This is a genomic window from Arcicella rosea, assembly GCF_040543805.1.
GTDB lineage: Bacteria > Bacteroidota > Bacteroidia > Cytophagales > Spirosomataceae > Arcicella > Arcicella rosea.
The window spans coordinates 1-23,100 of sequence record NZ_JBEUMS010000024.1; the positions used below are offsets into that span (position 1 = coordinate 1).

Genomic DNA, 23,100 nt, shown 5'->3' on the forward strand with positions numbered 1-23,100 from the left:
CAAAATTGTCAGGAGTCTCCATAATAAAGTGTGTCTGAGTAAAAGTAAAAAAATAAACTTAAATTTAAACTGACACAGTTCGGTGAACAGACTCGTCGTAATCTTGGTAATACAATAAAAAAAACTTGACAATTAATTCAGTTTTAACCCAAAATACTGTCAAGCTTTTTTAGGGTGAGACAATCACATCGCTCGTTTCCTTAAACACATCGCTCGTTTCCTTAATCACATCACTCGTTTTCTTAATCACATCACTCGTTTTCTTAATCACATCACTCGTTTTCTTAATCACATCGCTCGTTTCCTAAATCACACCGCTCGTTTCCTAAATTACATTGCTCGTTTCCTAAATCGCATCGCTCGTTTTATAAATTACATTACTCGTTTTATATATCACATCGCTCGTTTTATAATCTACATAAAAGAAAAAGCTTCGCATTGAATGCGAAGCTTTTCTAATAAACCTTTACTTTTTACGTATTACCATTTATACGCAACAGTAAGAGAAACCATTCTTGGTGCGATAGGATTTACTGAGTTATCGTCATGAACATTGTAGCTCATTTCGTTTAAAATGTTTGATACTTTTCCTCTCAATGAATACTTTCTGAAGTTGTATCCGATACTTGCATCAATTTGTGTGTAAGCATTTACAGGGATCAATTTGAAAGCATCGTTGGCAACTGTTAATCTTGTTGAGCGACCAGCAACTCTTTCGCCAAAATACATTGCAGTTAAACCAAGATTCAAGCCTTTTAATTTTGTGTCAGAGAAAGTATAATAGATACTTGCATTCGCTGTGTGATTTGGATTATATCTCAACAAACTTCCAACAATATAAATGTTACTAGCAGTATATTTTGTTTCGTTGTAGCTATAACCAGCCATTACTGAGAAACCTAAGAAAGGTTTACTTTTTAAGTCAACTTCAACACCTTGACTTGTTACTTCGCCTGCTAATTCTTTGATGTTTGTGTTACTGTTTGCTTTACCATCTTTATCAACCAAAGCCGTTTGTGCTAAATTACTGTTCTTAATTTGGTAAACTGTTACGTTTGCCGAAACTAAACCATTGAATAATTCATTTTTCATCCCCAATTCTACTTGGTCAATCAATGATGGTTTCAAAGCTGTTCCGTAAATATCAACACCCGTATTCAAAGTAAAAGAGTTTGAGTAACTACTGAAGAAAGCCATACGCTTGTTCGGTTGATACACCAAACCTAAACGTGGAGAAAGCGCATCATCATAAGCTGACGATTCTACAGTAGCATTTGTTTTTACTGTTAATACCGAGCTTTTTGTTTCTTGATAACTATAACGTAAACCAGCTAAGAATTTGAATTTATCTGAAATACCTACTAAATCTTGTGCATAAACACCTACACGATTTACTGGTGCAGTAGTGATTGTATTCACTGCTAAGTTTGGTCTATCGCTACGTTTGTCGATAATTTCTGAGTTGAAAACATTGATTGTATCATAAACAGCCGCAGTAAATGAGGTAGTTTTAGTATCGTAGCTATCAACATCAGTACCAATCAACACATTATGTCCAATTTTTCCAGTTTTGAATTGACCCGTCAAATCAATTTGCCCCATCAAATATTTCTCATCTACTTCCGAACGTTGGATACTTCTCACTAATCTACCATCAGCAGCAATCGTTGTTGGACGAGTAGTTGCAAACAATTCACTTTGGTAAGCTCTGTAAGCAGCCGTTCCAGAAATTTTCCAGTTATTACTAATTTGGTGATTAATCGTTACATTGGCAGTTTGTTGTTTGATGTCGAAATATGACCATTTTACGCCAAGGAATTTTTCACGAGGTAAGTTTGTAATTACATAATTGATAGCACCAACTCCGAAATCAGCCGTTCTGCGGTCTTTCATATAATCACCTTCTAAAATGATTTCCGTTTTATCACTCAATTTGAATAATAAAGAAGGGTTTACATAAACTCTTTCAGAATTCACATCATCACGGAAACTATTTCCTTTTTCATAAGTACCATTGATACGATACGCTACTTTTTTACTTCCAAGTACTGCACCGTACAAGTCAACTGTAGGCTTATAAAAGTTATATGAACCTAAACGCATCGAAACAGAACCACCTGATTCAAATTTTGGCTTTTTTGTTACCAAATTCAAAATACCGCCTGCGGCTACGTTACCGAATAAGATTGCAGTACTTCCTTTCATGATTTCTACTTTTTCGATAGAAGACATTTCAGGTAAAGTACCGTTAAAATATCTAGCGCCATTTTTAAAAGTATTTGAACTACCAAAAGCAAAACCACGACCCGCAATTTCTTCTTGATAACCACCCGTGCTACCCATGATATACACACCGTTTGCATTCATTAAAGCATCGCTCAAACGTAATACTTGTTGGCGTTCTAACACTGTTCTATCAATTGTGGCAACCGCTTGCGGTAAATCCATAGGTTTAATAGCGATTTTACCAATAGTTACTGTTTTTTCATTAGCAGACTGTACACCCATTACGGTTACTTCTGATAATTCGTTTGAACCTTCTTCCAAAGAAAAATTAACTTCACTTACAGCACCAGCTTTCACATTTACTTTACTTTCTAAGGTTTTCAAACCTACAAATTGCATAATAAGTGTTGCTTCGCCTGTTTTAATATTTTTAAGCAAAAACTCTCCGTCTTCGTTTGAAATTGTTCCTTGCTTTGAATTCTTGATACTAATATTTACAAATTGAATAGCATCACCACTTTTATCAGTTACTTTACCTTTAATACTTCCAGTCTGAGCAAAAGCAACGATACTCCCACTAATCATTAAAATAATTATTAAGCAGAAATTTTGAATAGATTTTTTCATTTTATTGTTTTATTTGGACTAATTCTAAGCACTTAATCAAAAAAATATATTTATAAATGGATTATTCGTGAAAAATAGTTTAGAGGTATTAAGAAAAGACATTGTCTCGTTAAATCTTCAATACTTGGTCATTGATTTATTAATGGCACAAAATTATCGCCTATTTAGACTAATTACAAACAAATACGTAATTTTATTTAGACTGGATTTAAACAACAATCAATAAACATCTAATAATCAAAAGATTACTTCATTTATTTTTTCAATTTCAGTACTTTAAAGAAAGTATTTCCTATCGCTATTTTGATTTTAGCGAGATAAATTAACCCAGAATTAACCCTCTGTTAACAAGCTTCTTTTATCTCGAACATAGTTTTGCAGAAAAAAAGAAATGAAAAAAACATTACTCTCCCTTTCCCTCTTACTAACATCCCTATTGTTGAGTTGCGATAAAAACGAAGAAGAATTTTTCGTGAATGAAGATGCTGCAACATTTGTAGAAATCGGAAGTATCGATATTGGTGATGTTGGTGCAGCCGAAATTTCGGCTTATGACCCACAAACAAAACGTTTATTTGTAGTAAATAATGGAACGGTCAACAAAATTGATGTCATTGATTTTGCAGACCCAACCAATATGAAGGTAATCGGCTCAATTAGCATGACGCCTTATGGTGGAGCTGTGAATAGCGTTGCCGTTTCAAACGGTAAAGTAGCAGCGGCTATTGAAGCATCAGATAAACAAGCAAATGGTAAAGTTGCGGTTTTCAATACTTCAGATTACAAAGAAGTAAAAGTAGTTACTGTTGGAGCTTTACCAGACATGATTACTTATTCTCCAGATGGCAATTTAATTCTTACAGCTAATGAAGGAGAACCCAATGCTACTTACACAAATGACCCTGTAGGTTCAATTTCTATTATTGCTGTCAATAATAATTATGCTGTAACAACAATTGATTTCGCTGGTTTTGCTAGCCAACAAACAGCTTTAATGGCAAAAGGATTAAGAATTTTTGGATTAAACGCCACTTTTGCCAAAGATATTGAACCAGAATACATTGCGGTTTCAGATGATTCAAAAACTGCTTGGGTTACTCTACAAGAAAATAATGCCATTGCAAAATTGAATCTTGAAACAAAAACGATTACTTCTATCCTACCACTTGGTTTCAAAGATTATGATGTTGATGGAAACACTGTTGATATTAGTGACAGAGATAACGCCGTTGCATTAAGCAAATGGAAAGTAAAAGGAATGTATCAACCTGATGCCATTGCTTTTATACAACATGCTGGAATTCCTTACTTATTTACTGCTAACGAAGGTGATGCCAGAGAGTATGATGCTTTTGCAGAAATTAAAAGAGTAAGTGCGTTGAAATTGGATGCAACAGCTTTCCCAAATGCTACAGACCTTATTAAAGCTGAAAAAGCAGGTAGATTAAATGTAACAACCACTTTAGGTGATACTGACGGTGATGGAGATTATGATTTTCTTTATTCATTAGGTGCACGTTCTTTCAGTGTTTGGAATGGAAACGACGGCGCTTTAGTGTTTGACAGCAAAAATGAATTGGATACTAAAGTGATTGCAGCAAGTCTGTATGATGATACAAGAAGTGACGATAAATCTATCGAACCAGAAGGCATCACAATTGGTACAGTAGGCAATAAAAAAGTAGCCTTTGTTGGAATGGAAAGAGTAGATGCTGTAGCTGTTTATGATGTAACAATCCCAACAAATCCTGTTTTCTTACAAATTTTAAAATGTGGTGATGCCCCAGAAGGCGTTTTATTTATCCCTGCGAAAAATAGTCCAACACAAAAAAGTTTGTTGGTTGTAAGTAGCGAAAACGATGGCGTAATCAAGGTTTACAAGCCAAATACCCTATAATTTTACTGAGTCTCTAAATATTTTTCTTGAAATCCATACTTTTAGTGAAAGCTAATTGTATGGATTTTTTGCTTTGTTTTGATTAATTATCGTTCAGATTTAAACCCATTCAACAAACTTTTTGTTTTATATTTATACTATGCGAAAAAAAATCGTAAAATAATACTCATCAATCCAAAACCAAATATGCTTGGCTATCGTTTTTCAGAATATATTCCACAGGAAACCGAAGACGGCAAAAAGGCCAAATTCGACCAGCTTTTAGATATTTTTAATCAATTAGTAACCATGACAGCGGGTAATGTTTCCGAAGCATTAACATGGTTAACATCTTTAGACAAACAATATAATCTTACAGACGAATCTTACGGAATTGCTGACTTCATCGAAGACTTAAAAGCCAAAGGCTATATTAAAGAAGAAAAAAACGAAGAAGGCGAAGAAGAACAAATACTTACTTCTAAAGGCGAGCAAAGTATTAGGAAACAATCTTTAGATGAGATTTTCGGTAAATTAAAGAAAACAGGTTCAAACGGAAATCATAGAACGCCTTACCAAGGAACAGGCGATGAAAACAATACAGATAGAAGAGAGTTTCAATTTGGTGATGCAATGGACCAAATTGCGATGACAGAATCTATCAGAAATGCACAAATCAATAATGGTGTTGAAAATTTTATGCTGACAGAAAACGATTTAGAAATCGTTGACAAAGAATATAAAGCACAAACTTCAACCGTTTTGATGATTGATATTTCACATTCTATGATTTTGTATGGTGAAGATAGAATTACGCCAGCTAAAAAAGTTGCGATGGCAATGGCTGAATTAATCATGACGAAGTACCCGAAAGATACTTTAGATGTGATTGTTTTTGGAAACGATGCTTGGCAAATACAAGTAAGAGATTTACCATATTTAGAAGTTGGACCATATCATACCAACACTGTTGCTGGTTTAGAATTGGCAATGGATTTATTAAGAAGAAGAAAAAATAAAAACAAACAGATTTTTATGATAACCGACGGCAAGCCTACTTGTTTGAAAGAAGGTATTCGTTATTATAAAAACTCGTTTGGATTAGATAAAAAAATATTAAACAAAACGTTAACCTTGGCGGCACAATGTCGTCGTTTAAAAATCCCAGTAACAACTTTTATGATTGCTCGTGACCAATATCTAAAAGAATTTGTTCAAGAATTCACCAAGATAAATAACGGACGAGCATATTATTCTTCATTAAAAGGACTAGGCGAGTTCATTTTTGAAGATTATGAAAAAAATAGAAAGAAAGGTGTGAGGTAATTTAGCTAACAGCTATGAGCAGTGAGCAGTGAGGTAAAAAGAAAATTAGATAATTGTACCCATAGGAGCATTTTCAAATCTTCAAATTTTCAAACTACCAAAGCATCTTTAAACCCCAAAAATTTCAGAAATCATGAATTTAAAACCCATTTATATAGCCGCTGAAAAGCACGAAGCCTACTTACAGTGTATTGACCACGAAGCAATGGCAAAAATTTCACCATACAGAGCCCAAGGTGAACCATTTTCAAGAGATTTGTTTGTAGCAAAATCTTATGATGACGAAAATTATGCAGAAGCATATTCAGAAGTACTCAGATTAAAAATGAAAGGGCAAAATATACAAAATAGAGATGTTCTTGGTTTTATTGCTAACCGAAGTTACGGTTCAGCAAGCTTGAACAAAAAGAATCTTTCACACTTAAAATAAATCTCATTTTTCATAAGAAAAAATAGCATAATGTCATACAAAACTATCGATTCAAAAGCTCTTTTAAACATTCATACGCTTGGTCAATTAAAAGCATCAGGTTATCAACCAAAATCAATTAAAGATGAGTTAAGAGATAATTTAATTGTAAAAATCAAAAATAAAGAGAACGTTTTTGAAGGAATTTGGGGCTATGAAGACACCGTAATTCCTGATATTGAAAGAGCGATACTTTCTCAACATCATATCAATTTATTGGGTTTACGTGGACAAGCCAAAACTCGTATTGCCCGTTTGATGGTGAATTTATTAGATGAATATATTCCAGTGGTAAAAGGCTCTGAATTGAATGATGACCCGATGCAACCACTTTCTCGTTTTGCAAAAGATTTAATCGAAGAACATGGCGATTTAACGCCCGTTACTTGGATGCACCGAAACGACCGTTATACCGAAAAATTAGCAACGCCAGACGTTTCTGTAGCCGATTTGATTGGAGATGCCGATCCAATTAAAGCTGCGACTTTACGTTTGCCTTATTCTGATGAAAGAGTAGTGCATTTTGGATTGATTCCACGTTCGCATCGCTGTATTTTTGTGATAAATGAATTACCGGATTTACAAGCTCGCATTCAAGTATCATTATTCAATATTTTGCAAGAAGGTGATATTCAAATTCGTGGTTTCAAGATTCGTTTACCATTAGATTTGCAATTTGTTTTTACTGCCAATCCAGAAGATTATACCAATCGTGGTTCAATCGTAACGCCTTTGAAAGACCGAATCGACTCACAAATTGTTACGCATTATCCGAAAACTTTGGAAATCGGGAAAAAGATTACTTTACAAGAAGCAAAACTAAAAGGCGAACAAGAAGAATTAGTAACAACCAATCATATCATGGATGATTTGATTGAGCAAATTGCCATTGAAGCTCGTTCTTCCGAATTTGTTGATGCAAAATCAGGCGTTTCAGCCCGTATGACGATTTCAGCGTATGAAAATCTAATTTCTTCGGCTGAAAGAAGAGCATTAATCAACGGTGAAGACAAAACTTATGTGCGTGTTGCCGATTTAATTGGTGTTATTCCTGCGGTTTGTGGCAAAGTAGAATTGGTTTACGAAGGCGAAGTAGAAGGACCAGTAATTGTTGCTCAGAATTTGGTTGGAAAAGCTATCAGAGCACAATTCTTGAATTTCTTCCCAGACCCAGAAAAAATCAAGAAAGCTGCTAAAGATAAAGCTGGAAAAAATCCATACAAACCAATTATTGACTGGTTTATGGATGGCAATGTGATGGACATTTTAAATGATTGTTCAGACAGCGAGTACTCTGCTCGTTTAAGAACCATTGAAGGTTTGGATGATTTAATTGAAAAAGTTTATCCAGCCATTCAAGGAAGAGAGAAATTATTTATGATGGAATTTGTCTTGCACGGTTTATCAGAATTCTCAATCATTTCTAAAAAGAACCTTGAAAAAGGACTTCAATTCAAAGATTTAACAGATTCTCTTTTCGATTTGGATAAGTTCAAATTCGACGATGACGAAGAAGATTATAAGTAAGTAATAAAAAAGCGCTTGACAAATTAAAATTGTCAAGCGCTTTTTTATTTATGCCTTTGGATGTGCCTGTTCGTAAATTTTCTTAATCTTTTCCATTGAATTATGGGTATAAACTTGTGTTGCTGAAAGCGAAGCATGACCAAGTAAATCCTTAATGGCATTCAAATCTGCTCCATTATTTAACAAATGTGTAGCATAAGAATGTCGCAAAATATGAGGTGATTTTTTTGACAATGTGGTTACTAAAGACAAGTATTTTTTGGTAATTCTTTGAATCAAAACTGGATAACTTTTCTCTCCTTTATCAGTAATAATCAAATATTCATTTCCTAAATTTTCAGCATTTTTATAAGATTGATATGCTTGAATTAAATTGACCAATTGCTGGTTGATTGGAATAATTCTTTGCTTATTGCGCTTTCCTAAAACAGTAAGCGTTCTGCTGTAAAAATCAATATCACTTTCTTTCAATTCAATCATTTCAGAAAGACGCATTCCTGTACCATACAGTAATTCTAACACCAATTTATCACGTACTCCCATAAAATCTTGTGTAAATTCTACATCATCCAGCAAAGTATCTAATTCAGTTTCACGCACAAAAGAAGGAATGGTTTTCTGGGTTTTCATGGCAGAAACCTTAAACATTGGGTCTTTTTCAATGATTTTTTTCCTGAGTAAAAACTTATAGAAAGTTCTCAATGTAGCAATTTTACGATTGATAGAGCGGTTCTCTACTTTCGCTTCAGCCAAAGAAACAATCCATGAACGAATCATCTGAAAATCTGCTAATTGTGGATGTTCAAATTCGTAAGATTTCACCAAATACTCCGTAAACTGCTTCATATCAGAACGATAAGCCGTAATAGTATGTTCGCTACTGCGCTTTTCAAATTGAATGTATTTGATAAAAAAATCAATAATTTCTGGCATTGAGTTCCTTGGATTTTACAAAATTGAGATGCTTAACACTCATAATTTACAACAAAGCTGCTAAAAACAAAAACGTCTGAACAAACTATGTTTATTCAGACGTTTCTTATGATGCTGACGGTTATCGGCTTAATTCACGATTAAATTGATAACAAAATACTTCTGTTATTTAAAAAAAATCAATCTATGAACTATGCTTCTTCGTTACCGTACATTCTTTGTTTGTATGACGCACGAATGATTTCAGTACGACGGCCAATTGATGGTTTCTCAAATGCCGCACGTTTACGAAGTTGCTTTACAACGCCAGTTTTTTCAAATTTTTTCTTGAATCTTTTTAACGCTTTGTCGATTGACTCGTTTTCTTTAATATTGATAATCAGCATATTATTTTGTTTGTTTAAAATCTTTTTTTGTAATAGAGGTGCAAAGATAAAACTTACTTCTTTAAATGTCAAGTAAATTAAGCAATAATTGCCTGATTGATGAGAGGTTGTAGCTACATTTAGCTCTTTTTTGGTCTCATAATTATATTTATATTAGCAACATCTTACTTTATTCTTATTTTTTAACCAATAAGTATCAATTGAAGGCAAGTAAAGATTTCACTAAATCTTCTTATGGCTTTGAATTAGATTTTATTGAGTAAACATAGGGCATTTCCTATAAAATCAGTCTTATGTTTATACCTTGTTCTCTTGTAAAAATAATTGACGAAAATGTCTAAGACTGATTTTATTAAAATTATTTCAAAAAAGGATAAATCATACAGTCCAAATGTTTAGGTTTATCATATTATTTATCTTATCCAATTAATACAAACTATGACGTTATTTATTATTTTATTGTGTATTGGACTTTTAGTCCTGCTTATTACTTGGGGAAAACTTAATCCCTTTATAGCTTTCCTTATCGTTTCTATCGTTGCTGGTATCACTACAGGTATTCCTTTAAGCAGTATTGGAAAATCTCTACAAAAAGGCGTTGGTGATATGTTGGGTTCTTTAGTAATTGTTATTGCCTTAGGTGCTATGCTTGGTAAAATCGTTGCTGAAAGCGGTGCTGCTCAGAAAATCGCTTCAGTAATGATGAAGATTTTCGGCGAAAAATACATCCAATGGGGTTTAGTTTGCACGGGGTTTATCATTGGTATTCCACTTTTTTATAATGTGGGTTTTGTTTTAATGATTCCGCTGATATTTTCTGTAGTTAATCAATATAAATTGCCTGCTGTTTTCATCGGACTACCGATGTTGGCATCATTATCAGTTGCTCACGGATTTTTACCTCCTCACCCCTCTCCTGCGGCTTTGGTTGCTCAGTTTAACGCTGATATGGGACTTACTTTGGTTTATGGTATTATTATCGCCATTCCAACAATCGTTATCGCTGGACCAATTTTTTCTTTGACACTCAAAAATATTCCTTCAAAACCATTAGAAACTTTTCAAAGTAAAACACTTCCTGAAGAGCAATTACCAAGTACTTTAAATAGCTTTTTGACTTCGCTTTTACCCGTTATTTTATTGGCATCCACTACACTTTTAGCAACATTTTGGAAAGAAAATGAATCGCTAAAATCATTTGGTGTATTTGTGGCTGACCCTTCGATTGTAATGTTGATTTCTGTGCTTGTAGCAACATTTACTTTAGGTAGAAACATGGGGACTTCTATGAAAACCATCATGTCGATTTATACAGAAGCCGTAAAAGATGTATCAATGATTATCTTAATCATTGGTGGTGCTGGTGCTTTAAAACAAATTCTGATGGATGGTGGCGTAAGCAATGAAATTGCAGTTATCCTAAAAACGTTACCATTAGACCCTTTGATTTTAGGTTGGTTAGTAGCGGCTATTATTCGAGTTTGTTTAGGGTCTGCAACTGTAGCTGGACTAACGACTGCGGGAATCATGGCACCATTAGTGGCTCAATCTGGAGTGAATCCAAACTTAATGGTTTTATCAATTGGTGTAGGAAGCTTGATGTTCTCGCACGTAAATGACCCTGGTTTTTGGTTATTTAAAGAGTATTTCAACCTCAGTATCAAGAATACCATTAAGTCTTGGTCAATGATGGAAAGTATTGTAGCAGTGGTAGGATTAATTGGTGTTCTGATTCTGGATGCAGTGATTTAATTATATTGATACTGGTGTTGGTGATTGCCTTCATCAACACCAGTAATTTTATTTCGGAAGAAAAATATCGTCATTATTACTAAAACTCTAATTCTTTAATCGAATTATCAGCCATTAATTTTTTCACTAATTTATCGTGCTTAGAAGAACGCCCACGAATAGACCAGCTACTCACTAACAAATTATTTTTAATTATCTGTTTTTCTCTTTTAGCTACTAAATTACATTGCTCAAAAATTGTTTCTAATTTCTTAAAACAATCAGGACTGTACTCGCAAACAATTCGATAATTATGAGTACGACCATACCTTTCCATGATTACTTCAAGTTTCACAAAAAGCCCTAAAACAATATAAACAACGCTAGTTCCAAGGAAAGAAAGTAAAATATGTCCATCGCCAATTGCCATTCCTAAAGAAGCAGTAACCCAAATAATTGTAGCAGTGGTAAGTCCTTTTATTTTATCATCCGTTCTAAAAATTACTCCAGCACCCAAAAAACCAATTCCAGTAACCACATTGGCAGCAATACGATCAGGCGAAAGAGCAATACCCATTTTTTCCGATAAAATCGTAAAAATTGTACAGCCCACTGAAATCAACGTAAAAGTTCGCAAACCAGCAGATTTACTTCGATATTCACGTTCTAAACCAATCAAAGCACCCACAACTGTAGATGCTAAGATTTTCAAGAAATCATCATTATAAAAAATGTGATTAAATAGTATTTCTAAATCACTCATTTTTTGGTTAGTGCTTTATGAATTTTTCTTTTTTGAGATGTTTTATGTACATAATTATTGGACAAAACACTAATATTTCCGTCCACTTCCAATACTGCTAAATCAACTTTTTCGATACTTTCTACTCCATGTTCACGAATAGCAGCATTCAATTCTTCTAATGAAAGCCCTGATTTTTGTAAAGCTTGCTCTTTAATTTTTCCTTGATACACCAACATCAAAGGCTCACCTTGGATAATTTTACTGATGGCTTGATTGCTAAACATTACTTTTTTCAAGATAAAGTTCATGACAAACAAACTGCCCGCAGCGGCAAAACCACCGAAAAGAGAAGTATTATCGCCCACCATTGCGTTCTGCACAGCATTTGAAATCAAGAGAATAAAAACTAAATCAATCACAGATAATTGAGATAATTCCTTTTTGCCAAACAAACGAATAGCCGCTACGATGAACACGTAAACGGCTATTGATTTAAAAGATATAATGAGGTAATCCATTGCTTAGTTGGTCATAGCGACGAGCTTTCAATTTATTCTCTACAACTACAATTTATCGGTTGCCATAACCATTCCTAAATTCAATCGAGCAACAATGTCATGGATTTTAGTCAAATCTTGTACAGTTCTATCTTTCGCAATTCTTAGAATGACAGTTTCCGAACCTTTCTTTTTAGCTTCTTCACCAAGATATACTTCTAGTTCTTCGAAAGGAACAGGGTTATCATCAACGAAGTAATTATTGTTTTCATCAACGGTTAATCTAATATTCTCTTTAGTTGCCGTTTGTTGGGCAGTTGATGATTCTGGCAATAACAACTTTATAGCATCTGGACTAGCCAAGGTTGAAATCATCAAGAAGAACATCATCAAGAAAAAGAGTATATCCGCTAATGCACCAGTCTCAACTTCCGATTGTTCACGAGTACGTTTTCTTATATTCATATTTTTTCAACAATGAAGAATGAATGCTTTATTTCAGCAATCAGCCATTAAAAATTATTTAGTTGATGCTGGTTTATGCAAAATATCTAAGAAGTCGATGGCAGTAATTTCCATTTTGTTTACGGCACGGTCAATCATCGTAGTTAAAATGGTATAGAAAAAGTAAGCAATAATACCCACCATCAAACCTGTAGCCGAAGTAACCATTTTCTCATAAATACCACTTGCAATCGTACTAATATCAATTTTATTCGCCACCGAAATATTATGAAAAGTACGAATCATCCCCGAAACAGTACCTAAGAAACCAAACATCGGAGCAATTTTTGCAATGGCAGAAAGAAAACCAAGGTTTTTTTCCATGTTATAAATCTCTACTCTTGCAGTATTTTCAATCGCTGTTTCAATATCACGAATCGGCGAACCCAAACGGTTCAATCCTTTTTCTAATAATCTAGCAATCGGGAATTGTGCGTTCTTGCAATATGCCACTGCACCTTGGACATTTCCTGCATAAAGCATTTCACGGATAGAAAACAGGAAATTATTATCAAGTTTAGCTGTTTTACGGATATAAAAATATCTTTCTAAAAATAAAAACAAGGCAATAAAAAACAATACAAAAATTGGAATCATTACCCAACCTCCTTTTTCTAAGAGGTTCAAAATATTCATTTCTTGATCAGCTTTAGTTACTCCATTAGCTACAGAAGTAGCCACAGAATCAGGAGAAATAACGTTAGTTTGCAATAGGATACTTTGAAAAATCTGCATAGCTTTTTACGGATTACGAAGAGTCAAGTTTAAAATTTGGGCTTGAATCGTTTAAAAAAAATGTTGAAGATTGATTAATTTTTAACAAGTTTAACGAAAAAAAATGACTTATGTGATATGCCTTATCTGAAAATTCTTGGTAATGCAATTGCTTACAAAAACTTAAAAATCTCAGTATTAAAACATTATGTGAATGTATTTTGGGCTAAATCTTAACAAGAAAATTTACCTTTAAAATCAATTCAACGAGAGTTGCTTACTCAGAACACCCTCCTTTAACGCAAAGTTTGATACTTTTATTTGACGAATGTCGTATCGCTTCAAAACAAAATCAATCAAACAAACACCGACTACAATCATATCAACACGAAGTTCAATCATTCCAGCTAAAGCCATTCGTTGTTCACGATTGCTAGAAACAATCTTCAAGAAAGAATCATAAAATTCGGCAATGGGTAATTCAAAAGAAACCTGTTCTATGGGTGGTAATTGACCAAAAGTTTTCATAAAGTAAAGGTCAATCAAGGTTTCAAAAGAACCAGCCGAACCAATGACACAAATTGGTGCATATTGATGCACAGCGTTGGTCAAAGGCAATAATTGTTCTTCTAAATAATCTTTTAATGATTGAACAGAGCGAGGAGAAATAGGGTCTGAATTCATGAATTTATCCATCAAACGTTGTCCGCCTATTTCAAAACTCTGTTTCCAAAAAATTCTATCCTGATTACAAATAATAAATTCAACAGAACCTCCACCAATATCAATGATTAAAGAAGTATCATTTCCAATAGGTGTGCCTAATTTTACTCCTTCATAAATCAATCCAGCTTCTTCTTCTCCAGAAATTACTTTAATTAAAATGCCTGTTCGTTTAAAAATTTCCTCACAGAAAGCTTCGCCATTGCTAGCATTTCTAACAGCACTTGTTGCTGTGGCAAAAATATTTTCAGGAATTACGCCTTCTTCATTTAACTTTTCTTGAAAGTATTTTAAAGCAAATACGGCTCTTTCCACTCCTTCCTGAGTAATAATTCCCGAAGAAATACCTCCTAAACCAATTTTAGCTGCATAACTATCTTCATGTATTTTTTGGTAATTATTACCTTCTTGTGCTACAATAAGTAGCTGAAAAGTATTTGTACCTAAATCTATAAACGCTTTCTTTATCACTTTATAATTGATTCTGATGATTTGGATTTACCTTTGTCAATGCAAATGTACGTGAATGTTTCTATGTTAAAATTATTGTGATTCAAGAACCTAAAAATATCCTAATCACTGGCATTACTGGCTTGGTGGGTAGTTTTGTAGCTAAGCGTTTCTTAGAAGCTGGCTATCAAGTAATTGGCTTAAAAAGAAATACAAGCGACTTGTCGTTGGTCAAAGACATTACCAATAAAATCACTTGGAAAGAAGGTGATATTTTAGATGTAATGTTCTTGGATGAATTGATGAAAGATATTGATTTGGTCGTTCATGCGGCCGCCATAGTCTCTTTTGCGCCAAAAGACCGTGACAGCATGTTTAAAACCAACATTGAAGGCACAGCTAATATTGTGAATAGTTGCTTGACAAATGGAGTAAAGAAAATTTGCTTTGTAAGTTCTGTTGCAGCTTTAGGGCGCAAAATTCCTGTAGATTCAAAAGCTGAATCCATTATATCAATTAATGAAAAATCAACTTGGGAAGAAAGTCCGCTCAATTCAAATTATGCTAAATCGAAATACTTAGCTGAAATGGAAATTTGGAGAGGTTTTTCTGAAGGATTAGCCTCAGTCATCGTCAATCCTTCATTAATATTAGGGGAAGCCGATTGGACGAAAAGCAGTACGCAATTATTCAAATATGCCAATGAAGAACATCTTTTCTATCCGCAAGGCACATTAAATTACGTAGATGTTCAGGATGTAGCTGAGAGTATTTTTCAATTGACGACCTCCGATATTTCTGGCGAAAGGTTCATTGTAAACAGTGGGCATATTACTTTCAAAGATTTTTTCGAGAAAGTAGCACAATTACTCAATAAAAAGCCACCAAGAAAGTTAATAAGTAAATTTTTAACAGCCATTATTTGGCGTGTAGAGGCACTTAAAAGTTACTTAACTGGTAATGCCCCTTTAATTACAAAAGAAACTGTGTTATCATCGAGTCATCATTTCTATTATCCAAACGAAAAAATAAAAAAAACTTTGGCACTGAAATTCAAGGACTTGGATGAAACATTAAATCGAATTTGTAATAATTTAGCTATAAAGTACACAAATAAGCAGTAATCCTCTTAGAAAAATGCAAAAAAGCATCTAATCTTACTTGCTGATTTTGGTAAATTAAAAGTTTTTTTATTATCTTAGCAATAAGAGAATTTGGCAAAGTATAAAATGTTACATCATTATCTAATGATAAATATTTTTCCAGCCACTGATAAACATCACCTCACCCCCTGCAATCAAAATGATGGAACAAGATTTTGAAGACCGCCAAGAAGAAACACTGCATTCAGTGAGGCGTTTTGAGTCTATGCTCAAACGTAGGGAGAATTCTTTCTTCGACCTAGATACCTACGAACAAATCGTAGAACATTATATGGAAGAAGGCAAGATAGAAGATGCCATGCAAGCCTGTGACATTGCCCTTGAACAATACCCGTATTCATTAGAGTTAATGCTCTGTAAAGCAGAGTTACTAGCTAATCAAGGCAAACATGATGAAGCCTTAGAAATAGTAACACAAGCAGAGATTTTTAACCCTTCTGATAGCGATACCATTTACCTTAAAAGCACCATTCATAATCTGAAAGGTGATTATCAAACTGCGATTGAACTCTTAACTGAGATTTTGGACATTGCCGAAGAACGTGATGAAGTTTATTTTCATATCGGTTTGGCATATCAAAGTTGGGGTAAACATCACAATGCAGTTGCCGCTTTTAAACAAGCGATTGAAGCTAATATAAAAAATGAAAATGCTCTTTATGAATTAGCCAACAGTTTAGATGAAATTGGTAAATTAGAGGAATCTCTTCCTTATTACCAACAATTTATTGATACTGACCCTTTTTCAGAAAATGCTTGGTATAATATCGGAATTGCGTATTCAAAACTAGCCAAGTTTGAAGAAGCCGCTGATGCCTATGAATATGCAATTGCGATTAATGATAAATTCTCGTCAGCTTATTTCAATTTAGGGAATTCATACATGAATTTGAGTAATTGGGCTAAAGCAGAAGAAAACTATCGTTATTGCCTTGAACACGAAGATATAAGTCCAGAGGTATATTGTTGTTTAGGTGCAAGTATTGAACGCCAAGAACGCTTTTCAGAAGCAATTCATTACTATAAATATGCCATTCAACTCGACCCTGAATGGGATGATGGTTATTTTGGTGTAGGCATTTGCCTTTGCGAAATGAAAAGATGGATGGAAGCAATCCATTTTATCAAAAAAGCCCTGAGTATTGATGATAAAAATGCTTACTATTGGTTAGCAATGGCTGATGCCGAGACAAACTTAGGAAATATTGCTACTGGTATTGAGGCTTATCAAAAATCGGCTGAATTAGAACCTATCAATCCAGAGGCGTGGATTAAATGGTCTGCCATTATTCACGAACAAGGTGATTTTAATCTAGCTTCAGAACTAATGGTTTCAGCGATTGACATCATGCCAGAAGAAGCTGAATTGTATTATCGTGCTTCAATCTATTTAATTAAAGCTGGTAAATTTCAAGAAGCATTTACGTATTTAGAAACAGCATTGGTATTAAGTTATGAAGGACACGAATTAATGTTTGAGTACTTTAAAAGCTTGGAAACCCAAAAAACTATCTTTAGAATTATTGAGCAATACAAAAAATAAAGATTCTTTAACCCATAAAAAAGCGACTTCCTAAATCGAAAGTCGCTTTTTTTATTTTATCATTTTTAACAGAAAAATATCAAAATTATACAGCTTGTTCAGCAGTATCGTGATTTACCATCCATTGAATACCGAATTTATCAATAAACATTCCGAAGTAAGCACCCCAAAAAGTATCTTGTAATGGCATCGTTACTTGTCCGCCAGCCGAAAGTCCGTCAAATAAAGTCGTAGCTTCTTCTTTAGATTCAGCATTGATTGAAATTGAAAAATTACTACCAAAAGTTACTAAGCCATGTGCTTCAGAAGTATCGCTTCCCATTAAAACATAACCATTGCCGATAGGTAAAGTAACGTGCATGATTTTTTCACCATCACTTTCCGACAAAGGTTCTTGTGAAGGAGCATCTTTCATGCGTCCAATGTATGGAAACTCTCCTCCAAATACAGATTTGTAAAAATTAAAAGCTTCTTCGCAGTTGCCATTGAAGACTAAATAAGGGTTAATTGCTGCCATGATTATTTGTTATTAAAGGTTATTTTTCAAGAATTACTTTTAGGTTTGCTAAGCCTTTTTCTAAATCGCCACCAATCATCGTTTCCATGTCGAAAAACAATAACATCAAATTCATTGGATAGGGAGTATGTCCTTCAAAAGCCCATTTTACTTTAGTTTGTCCAACACCAATAGAATCTGTCGTCATGTAAGAAGGTGCTATTGATTCAAATGGTTTAATAAATCTGATTTCTGTTTCAATTCTTTCGCCATCTATAATTTTTTTGATTTCTTGTTCACCTTGTCCTACGTCTGCACTGTCACTTTCCCAAGCCGAGACAAAACCTACGGTGGCATCAGTACCTTTAAATTCTTTTTTCATGGCTGGGTCCATTTTTGCCCAAACGCTGTATTCATTTTGATTTTTCAAATACTTAACGTAGTCAAATACTTCTTTTTTAGGTTTATTGATTGAGATTTCTCTTTCTACAACATAATCTTTTTGAGTGAATAATGCTACAAGTAAGAGTACAGCAATGAGGATTGCTAAAGAGAGCAGGATTTTCTTTGCTATTTTCATTTTAGTTAAATTTTGAAGTTTATTATTAAGACAAATGTAAGATAATGCTTTGATTTATAATGGAAATATTACGGCAATTTCAGGGTAAATTCCGTCAAAATAACATTCTAATAATATTAATAAGGCATTGAAATGGGTAGAATTAGGAGATTAATAAATAGACTTGCTATTTAGCCTTAACATTGATACATTTTTGTAAATTTGTCGATAAATTTTCAAGAAAATACAAGATGACACAACAAACAGAAAAAGTTTTTTCACCTTATCAGGTTTTTATGATTGCCATTTTGGCATTTATTCAGTTTACGGTGATTCTAGACTTTATGGTATTGTCGCCACTAGGAGCCATTTTAATGCCGACCTTAAAAATAACTACCTCACAATTTGGTTTTGTAGTTTCTGCTTATGCTTTTAGCGCTGGTGCTTCAGGGCTGTTGGCAGCAGGTTTTGCCGATAAATTTGATAGAAAAAAATTCTTATTGTTTTTTTATGTTGGTTTTATCATAGGAACAGCACTTTGTGCGATGGCGTCGAATTACCACTTTTTATTATTTGCGAGAATCTTTACAGGGATTTTCGGTGGAGTAATTGGTTCTGTAGGTTTTGCCATTATTTCCGATATTTTCAAATTAGAAGTACGTGGAAGAGTAATGGGTTTTGTACAAATGGCTTTTGCAGCGAGTCAAGTATTGGGTTTGCCGATTGGGCTTTTATTAGCCAATAGCTTTGATTGGCATGCACCATTTTGGATGATTGTTGGCGTGAGTATTATCGTTGGCGTTGTAATTTTTCTTAAAATGAAACCTGTAACAGAGCATTTGAAAATACAAAGTGATTCTAATGCTTTTCAACATCTTGCTAAAACGATTTCAGAACCACATTATCTAAGAGCTTTTATTGGAACGATTTTACTTTCAACAGGTGGATTTATGCTAATGCCTTTTGGAAGTGCTTATGGAACAAATAACCTTGGTTTGAAATTGGAGGAACTCCCAATTATGTATGGCGTAACGGGTATATTTTCAATTATTTTTGGACCAATGATTGGTAAATTGAGTGATAGACTAGGGAAATTCAATACCTTTTTTATTGGTTCAGTTATCAGTATGATTTTAGTGGGAATTTACACACAATTAGGCATTACGCCACTTTGGGTAATTATTATTCTGAATGTGATACTTTTTACGGGTATTTCTGCTCGTATGATTTCATCTTCAGCTTTGATGACAGCCATTCCTTCAATGAAAGATAGAGGTGCTTTTATGAGTATCAACTCTTCAATCCAACAGATTTCTGGTGGAGTAGCTTCTTTTGTAGCGGGATTGATTGTGGTGCAAAGACCGGATGGTATTTTAGACCATTACGATATGTTGGGATATACCGTAATAGGTTCGATGTTAGTAGCCATTGGTTTAATTTATTGGGTAGATTTATATATCAAAAAACGTGAAGCTAGTAAAAGTTTGGAAGAGTTGAAAGTATAAATTCTCTTTAAAAAGGCAATAAAAAGGATTCACTGTTGGGTGAATCCTTTTTATTATTCAAATCTTAAGTGTTTTACTGATTCGCCGGAGTTGGCAAGTTCTACCAATGAATCTATTCCAATTTGCAAATGCTTTTCTACAAAATTGGTGGTTACTTTTTTGTCACTTTCTTCCGTTTTTACACCTTCTGGAGTCATTGGATTATCCGAAACCAATAGTAAAGCTCCATGAGGAATTTTATTAGCAAAACCAGCCGTAAAAATCGTAGCAGTTTCCATATCAATCGCCATCGCCCTAATATCAGTTAAATATTGTTTGAAAGCTTCATCGTGTTCCCAAACTCTTCTATTAGTTGTATAAACCAAGCCAGTCCAATAATCTAATTCATGTTTTTTAATCATGGATGAAACCGAACGTTGCAAACGGAAAGACGGCAAAGCTGGTACTTCTTTTGGCATATATTCGTCAGAAGTTCCTTCGCCACGTACAGCGGCAATCGGCAAAATCAAATCGCCTAAGCCAAGGTTTTTTTTCAAGCCACCACATTTACCTAAGAACAAAACGGCTTTAGGTTCAATTGCCGAAAGTAAATCCATGACAGTAGCTGCCATTGGCGAACCCATTCCGAAATTGATGATTGAAATATTATTAGCAGTAGCACTTTGCATTGGGCGATCTTTCCCTTTAATTTCTACTTCAAATTGTTGGGCAAACATCACGACGTAATTGCTAAAATTTGTCAATAGAATGTATTGTCCGAATTCATTCAGTTGCATTCCCGTGTATCTTGGAAGCCAGTTCTCTACAATGTCTTGTTTTGTTTTCATAATTTTGATTTTAATTTGTGATTGGAAAATGGGCGATTTATATTTTATTTGTAGCTTGATTCTTATCCGAAATTCATCAAATCAAAACTTAATCAAGAGCCTTGGAAAATCTAAATCTCCCATCTTATGACTACAAATTAAGGAAAGTTGATGAAAAAATCTATATTTATGACATCCTTAGACGTAAATATATTGTACTTACTCCCGAAGAATGGGTCAGGCAACATTTTGTACATTTCTTGATAAACCAACATCAATATCCCAAAAGTTTAATAAAATTAGAAAGTTCATTAAAGTATAATACGCTGTTAAAACGAACTGATATTCAAGTTTATGGAAGAGATGGAAAGTTGATGATGATTGTGGAATGTAAAGCGCCTTACATCAAACTTACACAAAATGTTTTCAGCCAAGCTGCGGAATATAACCAAGTACTAAAGGCAGAGTATTTGACCATTACCAATGGAATGGTTTATCATTGTTGTAAAACCAATTGGGAAAATATGCACCTCGAATTTCTAAAAGATTTACCTTTATTTGTCTAAAATTTCATGTTTCAATAATTTCATTCAACCTTTGCATCATTACCTTTGTGAAAAAAATCTTCATCATGCTTCCAAAAATTTCCTTATCCATTTTATTTTTCTTCGTTCTGACGACAGCCTTTGCTCAGAAACCTAAAACCACGACAGCTCAAACAACTTTAGCAAAACCCAAATTAGTGGTTGGTATTGTTGTTGATCAAATGCGTTATGATTACTTATATCGCTATTACGATAAATATACTTCTGGTGGTTTTAAAAGATTAATGAATGAAGGATTCAATTGTAGAAATAATCATTACGATTATGCACCAACGGTAACGGCTGCTGGTCACGCAGCGATTTTTACTGGTTCTGTGCCAGCAGTTGATGGTATTATTGGTAACGAATGGTTCGACCAAAAATATAATCGTTCTGTATATTGTGTAGAAGATTCTACCGTAAAAACAGTAGGAGCAAATTCTAAAGCAGGATTGATGTCGCCTAAAAACTTATTAGTTTCAACAATTACAGACCAATTGAAAATTGCCAATGCGCATCAATCAAAAACAATTGGAATTGCGTTGAAAGATAGAGGTGCAATTTTACCAGCAGGACACACTGCAAATGGTGCTTACTGGTTTGATTCTAAAGATGGTTCTTGGATTACTTCGTCTTTTTACATGAATGATTTACCACAATGGGTAAAAGATTTCAATGCTAAAAAGATGCCACAAAAATACATGACAGAAGGTTGGAAAACGCTTTTGCCCATAGAACAATACACAGAAAGCTCAATAGATAATCAGCCTTATGAAAGTAAATTGGCTGGTGAAACAAATCCAGTTTTTCCGCACGAATTAGTGGCTAGAGCAGGCGTAAATTTATTAGAAGTAATCAGAACTACTCCTTTCGGAAATACTTTGACTAAAGATTTTGCTTTGGCAGCTTTAGAAAACGAAAACTTGGGAAAAGGAAGTAAAACAGATTTTTTAACCGTAAGTTTTTCTTCAACCGACTATGTTGGTCATTCGTTTGGACCAAACTCTATTGAAGTAGAAGATACTTATTTGAGATTGGACAAAGACATTGCTGAAATGTTAACAACTTTGGATAAAACACTTGGTAAAAATAATTATGTAGTGTTTTTAAGTGCTGATCATGGTGTAGCTGACATTCCGGGTTTTTGGCAAAATAATAAATTACCAGCAGGTATTTTTGATAGATCTAAAGCTTTAACTGAAATTAAAACAGCCTTGAAATTAGCTTTTGGAGAAGGCGAATTTGTAAGAGCTGAAGATAATTCTCAAATATATTTGAATCATGCTTTGTTAAGTGAAAAGAAATTGTCATTTTCACAAGTATATGAAGTAGTTAGAGAGACTTTGTTACAACACGATGAAGTGACTGACGTGGTAGATTTACATAATTTAGGAAATACTACTTTACCGAATTATCAATTGAACTTTATCAAAAACGGTTACAATCCTAAAAGAAGCGGTGACATTTCGGTTGTGTTAAATCCAAGTTGGTTTAGTGGCTATAAAACAGGCACAACGCATGGCTCGCTTTACAGATATGATACTCATGTTCCTTTGTTATTTTTTGGATGGGGAGTAAAAGCTGGAGAAACAACATCAAGAACAAATATCTCTGATATTGCACCAACCGTTGCTGATTTATTGAATATACTTGAGCCAAATGGTAGTGTTGGAGGAGTAATTTCGGGGGTGAAAAGATAAAAAAAGTTAC

Annotated in this window: 21 protein-coding genes; 10 read left to right on the plus strand and 11 right to left on the minus strand. The window is 34.0% G+C overall.

The genetic code is table 11. The annotated features are described in order from the left end of the window. Positions 1–480: 480 nt before the first annotated feature. On the minus strand, positions 481–2,853 hold the full coding sequence (locus ABID42_RS22805; protein ID WP_367285626.1) for a TonB-dependent siderophore receptor: 2,373 nt from the start codon (positions 2,851–2,853) through the stop codon (positions 481–483). Between the two features lie 391 nt (positions 2,854–3,244). Here ABID42_RS22805 and ABID42_RS22810 point away from each other — a divergent pair, with 391 nt between their 5' ends. From ABID42_RS22810 to ABID42_RS22825, 4 genes are all read left to right on the plus strand, one after another. Continuing rightward, positions 3,245–4,750: a choice-of-anchor I family protein gene (locus tag ABID42_RS22810; RefSeq protein ID WP_367285627.1), complete on the plus strand. Its 1,506-nt coding sequence runs from the start codon at positions 3,245–3,247 to the stop codon at positions 4,748–4,750. 186 nt (positions 4,751–4,936) lie between these two features. Next, entirely contained in the window at positions 4,937–6,055 is a 1,119-nt protein-coding gene (locus ABID42_RS22815; protein ID WP_323689061.1) for a vWA domain-containing protein, read from the plus strand. Positions 6,056–6,188: 133 nt separating this feature from the next. After that, the gene (locus ABID42_RS22820) at positions 6,189–6,485 is read left to right on the plus strand and encodes a hypothetical protein (RefSeq protein ID WP_367285628.1); all 297 of its coding nucleotides are present in this window, start codon (positions 6,189–6,191) and stop codon (positions 6,483–6,485) included. Between the two features lie 30 nt (positions 6,486–6,515). Continuing rightward, complete coding sequence (locus tag ABID42_RS22825) at positions 6,516–8,051, plus strand: P-loop NTPase family protein (protein ID WP_367285629.1); 1,536 nt, start codon at positions 6,516–6,518, stop codon at positions 8,049–8,051. A gap of 48 nt (positions 8,052–8,099) precedes the next feature. Here the strand turns inward: ABID42_RS22825 and ABID42_RS22830 are convergent, their stop codons facing one another. Next, on the minus strand, positions 8,100–8,984 hold the full coding sequence (locus ABID42_RS22830) for a phage lytic cycle repressor MrpR family protein (RefSeq protein WP_367285630.1): 885 nt from the start codon (positions 8,982–8,984) through the stop codon (positions 8,100–8,102). 191 nt (positions 8,985–9,175) lie between these two features. Then, complete coding sequence (gene rpsU, locus ABID42_RS22835) at positions 9,176–9,370, minus strand: 30S ribosomal protein S21 (RefSeq protein ID WP_184131554.1); 195 nt, start codon at positions 9,368–9,370, stop codon at positions 9,176–9,178. A 438-nt stretch (positions 9,371–9,808) separates the two neighbouring features. Between rpsU and ABID42_RS22840 the strand changes: the two genes are divergently transcribed. Continuing rightward, on the plus strand, positions 9,809–11,122 hold the full coding sequence (locus ABID42_RS22840) for a gluconate:H+ symporter (RefSeq protein WP_323689057.1): 1,314 nt from the start codon (positions 9,809–9,811) through the stop codon (positions 11,120–11,122). A gap of 79 nt (positions 11,123–11,201) precedes the next feature. Here ABID42_RS22840 and ABID42_RS22845 read toward each other — a convergent pair whose 3' ends face one another. The 5 genes from ABID42_RS22845 to ABID42_RS22865 all read right to left on the minus strand — a co-directional run bounded on the left by ABID42_RS22845 (position 11,202) and on the right by ABID42_RS22865 (position 14,755). Continuing rightward, entirely contained in the window at positions 11,202–11,864 is a 663-nt protein-coding gene (locus ABID42_RS22845) for an MgtC/SapB family protein (protein ID WP_323689056.1), read from the minus strand. Next, positions 11,861–12,364 carry a DUF421 domain-containing protein gene (locus ABID42_RS22850; RefSeq protein ID WP_323689055.1) on the minus strand — a complete coding sequence of 168 codons (504 nt, stop codon included), beginning with the start codon at positions 12,362–12,364 and terminating at the stop codon, positions 11,861–11,863. The genes ABID42_RS22845 and ABID42_RS22850 overlap by 4 nt, the downstream gene beginning before the upstream one ends. Positions 12,365–12,409: 45 nt before the next feature. Beyond that, the gene (locus ABID42_RS22855; RefSeq protein WP_184131188.1) at positions 12,410–12,808 is read right to left on the minus strand and encodes an ExbD/TolR family protein; all 399 of its coding nucleotides are present in this window, start codon (positions 12,806–12,808) and stop codon (positions 12,410–12,412) included. Positions 12,809–12,862: 54 nt separating this feature from the next. Then, on the minus strand, positions 12,863–13,582 hold the full coding sequence (locus ABID42_RS22860) for a MotA/TolQ/ExbB proton channel family protein (protein WP_323689054.1): 720 nt from the start codon (positions 13,580–13,582) through the stop codon (positions 12,863–12,865). A 237-nt stretch (positions 13,583–13,819) separates the two neighbouring features. Further along, the gene (locus tag ABID42_RS22865) at positions 13,820–14,755 is read right to left on the minus strand and encodes a Ppx/GppA phosphatase family protein (RefSeq protein WP_367285631.1); all 936 of its coding nucleotides are present in this window, start codon (positions 14,753–14,755) and stop codon (positions 13,820–13,822) included. Positions 14,756–14,832: 77 nt separating this feature from the next. On the opposite strand from ABID42_RS22865, the gene ABID42_RS22870 reads away from it, so the two are divergent. Together ABID42_RS22870 and ABID42_RS22875 are read left to right on the plus strand one after the other, a co-directional pair. Next, a complete protein-coding gene (locus tag ABID42_RS22870) occupies positions 14,833–15,858 on the plus strand; it encodes an SDR family NAD(P)-dependent oxidoreductase (protein WP_367285632.1) in 1,026 nt (341 codons plus the stop codon). A gap of 178 nt (positions 15,859–16,036) precedes the next feature. Next, a complete protein-coding gene (locus ABID42_RS22875; RefSeq protein ID WP_323689051.1) occupies positions 16,037–17,440 on the plus strand; it encodes a tetratricopeptide repeat protein in 1,404 nt (467 codons plus the stop codon). Between the two features lie 85 nt (positions 17,441–17,525). Here the strand turns inward: ABID42_RS22875 and ABID42_RS22880 are convergent, their stop codons facing one another. Then, entirely contained in the window at positions 17,526–17,957 is a 432-nt protein-coding gene (locus tag ABID42_RS22880) for a VOC family protein (protein WP_367285633.1), read from the minus strand. Between the two features lie 19 nt (positions 17,958–17,976). Further along, on the minus strand, positions 17,977–18,516 hold the full coding sequence (locus ABID42_RS22885) for an SRPBCC family protein (RefSeq protein ID WP_367285634.1): 540 nt from the start codon (positions 18,514–18,516) through the stop codon (positions 17,977–17,979). 230 nt (positions 18,517–18,746) lie between these two features. Here ABID42_RS22885 and ABID42_RS22890 point away from each other — a divergent pair, with 230 nt between their 5' ends. Beyond that, on the plus strand, positions 18,747–20,000 hold the full coding sequence (locus ABID42_RS22890; RefSeq protein ID WP_367285635.1) for an MFS transporter: 1,254 nt from the start codon (positions 18,747–18,749) through the stop codon (positions 19,998–20,000). A 53-nt stretch (positions 20,001–20,053) separates the two neighbouring features. On the opposite strand, the gene ABID42_RS22895 is transcribed toward ABID42_RS22890, so the two are convergent. Further along, positions 20,054–20,827 (minus strand): AMP nucleosidase, encoded by a 774-nt coding sequence (locus ABID42_RS22895; RefSeq protein WP_323689047.1) that lies wholly within the window; start codon positions 20,825–20,827, stop codon positions 20,054–20,056. A 101-nt stretch (positions 20,828–20,928) separates the two neighbouring features. On the opposite strand from ABID42_RS22895, the gene ABID42_RS22900 reads away from it, so the two are divergent. Beyond that, on the plus strand, positions 20,929–21,372 hold the full coding sequence (locus tag ABID42_RS22900; protein ID WP_367285636.1) for a type I restriction enzyme HsdR N-terminal domain-containing protein: 444 nt from the start codon (positions 20,929–20,931) through the stop codon (positions 21,370–21,372). A 65-nt stretch (positions 21,373–21,437) separates the two neighbouring features. Further along, positions 21,438–23,090, plus strand: coding sequence for an alkaline phosphatase PafA (pafA, locus tag ABID42_RS22905; RefSeq protein ID WP_367285637.1), 1,653 nt, complete (start codon positions 21,438–21,440; stop codon positions 23,088–23,090). Positions 23,091–23,100: the final 10 nt, after the last annotated feature.

Excerpts from the sequence above, each read along its gene's own strand:
- ABID42_RS22805 (WP_367285626.1), bottom strand. The coding sequence starts at position 2,853 with ATGAAAAAATCTATTCAAAATTTCTGCTTAATAATTATTTTAATGATT.
- ABID42_RS22810 (WP_367285627.1), top strand. The coding sequence starts at position 3,245 with ATGAAAAAAACATTACTCTCCCTTTCCCTCTTACTAACATCCCTATTG.
- ABID42_RS22815 (WP_323689061.1), top strand. The coding sequence starts at position 4,937 with ATGCTTGGCTATCGTTTTTCAGAATATATTCCACAGGAAACCGAAGAC.
- ABID42_RS22820 (WP_367285628.1), top strand. The coding sequence starts at position 6,189 with ATGAATTTAAAACCCATTTATATAGCCGCTGAAAAGCACGAAGCCTAC.
- ABID42_RS22825 (WP_367285629.1), top strand. The coding sequence starts at position 6,516 with ATGTCATACAAAACTATCGATTCAAAAGCTCTTTTAAACATTCATACG.
- ABID42_RS22830 (WP_367285630.1), bottom strand. The coding sequence starts at position 8,984 with ATGCCAGAAATTATTGATTTTTTTATCAAATACATTCAATTTGAAAAG.
- rpsU (WP_184131554.1), bottom strand. The coding sequence starts at position 9,370 with ATGCTGATTATCAATATTAAAGAAAACGAGTCAATCGACAAAGCGTTA.
- ABID42_RS22840 (WP_323689057.1), top strand. The coding sequence starts at position 9,809 with ATGACGTTATTTATTATTTTATTGTGTATTGGACTTTTAGTCCTGCTT.
- ABID42_RS22845 (WP_323689056.1), bottom strand. The coding sequence starts at position 11,864 with ATGAGTGATTTAGAAATACTATTTAATCACATTTTTTATAATGATGAT.
- ABID42_RS22850 (WP_323689055.1), bottom strand. The coding sequence starts at position 12,364 with ATGGATTACCTCATTATATCTTTTAAATCAATAGCCGTTTACGTGTTC.
- ABID42_RS22855 (WP_184131188.1), bottom strand. The coding sequence starts at position 12,808 with ATGAATATAAGAAAACGTACTCGTGAACAATCGGAAGTTGAGACTGGT.
- ABID42_RS22860 (WP_323689054.1), bottom strand. The coding sequence starts at position 13,582 with ATGCAGATTTTTCAAAGTATCCTATTGCAAACTAACGTTATTTCTCCT.
- ABID42_RS22875 (WP_323689051.1), top strand. The coding sequence starts at position 16,037 with ATGATGGAACAAGATTTTGAAGACCGCCAAGAAGAAACACTGCATTCA.
- ABID42_RS22880 (WP_367285633.1), bottom strand. The coding sequence starts at position 17,957 with ATGGCAGCAATTAACCCTTATTTAGTCTTCAATGGCAACTGCGAAGAA.
- ABID42_RS22885 (WP_367285634.1), bottom strand. The coding sequence starts at position 18,516 with ATGAAAATAGCAAAGAAAATCCTGCTCTCTTTAGCAATCCTCATTGCT.
- ABID42_RS22890 (WP_367285635.1), top strand. The coding sequence starts at position 18,747 with ATGACACAACAAACAGAAAAAGTTTTTTCACCTTATCAGGTTTTTATG.
- ABID42_RS22895 (WP_323689047.1), bottom strand. The coding sequence starts at position 20,827 with ATGAAAACAAAACAAGACATTGTAGAGAACTGGCTTCCAAGATACACG.
- pafA (WP_367285637.1), top strand. The coding sequence starts at position 21,438 with ATGCTTCCAAAAATTTCCTTATCCATTTTATTTTTCTTCGTTCTGACG.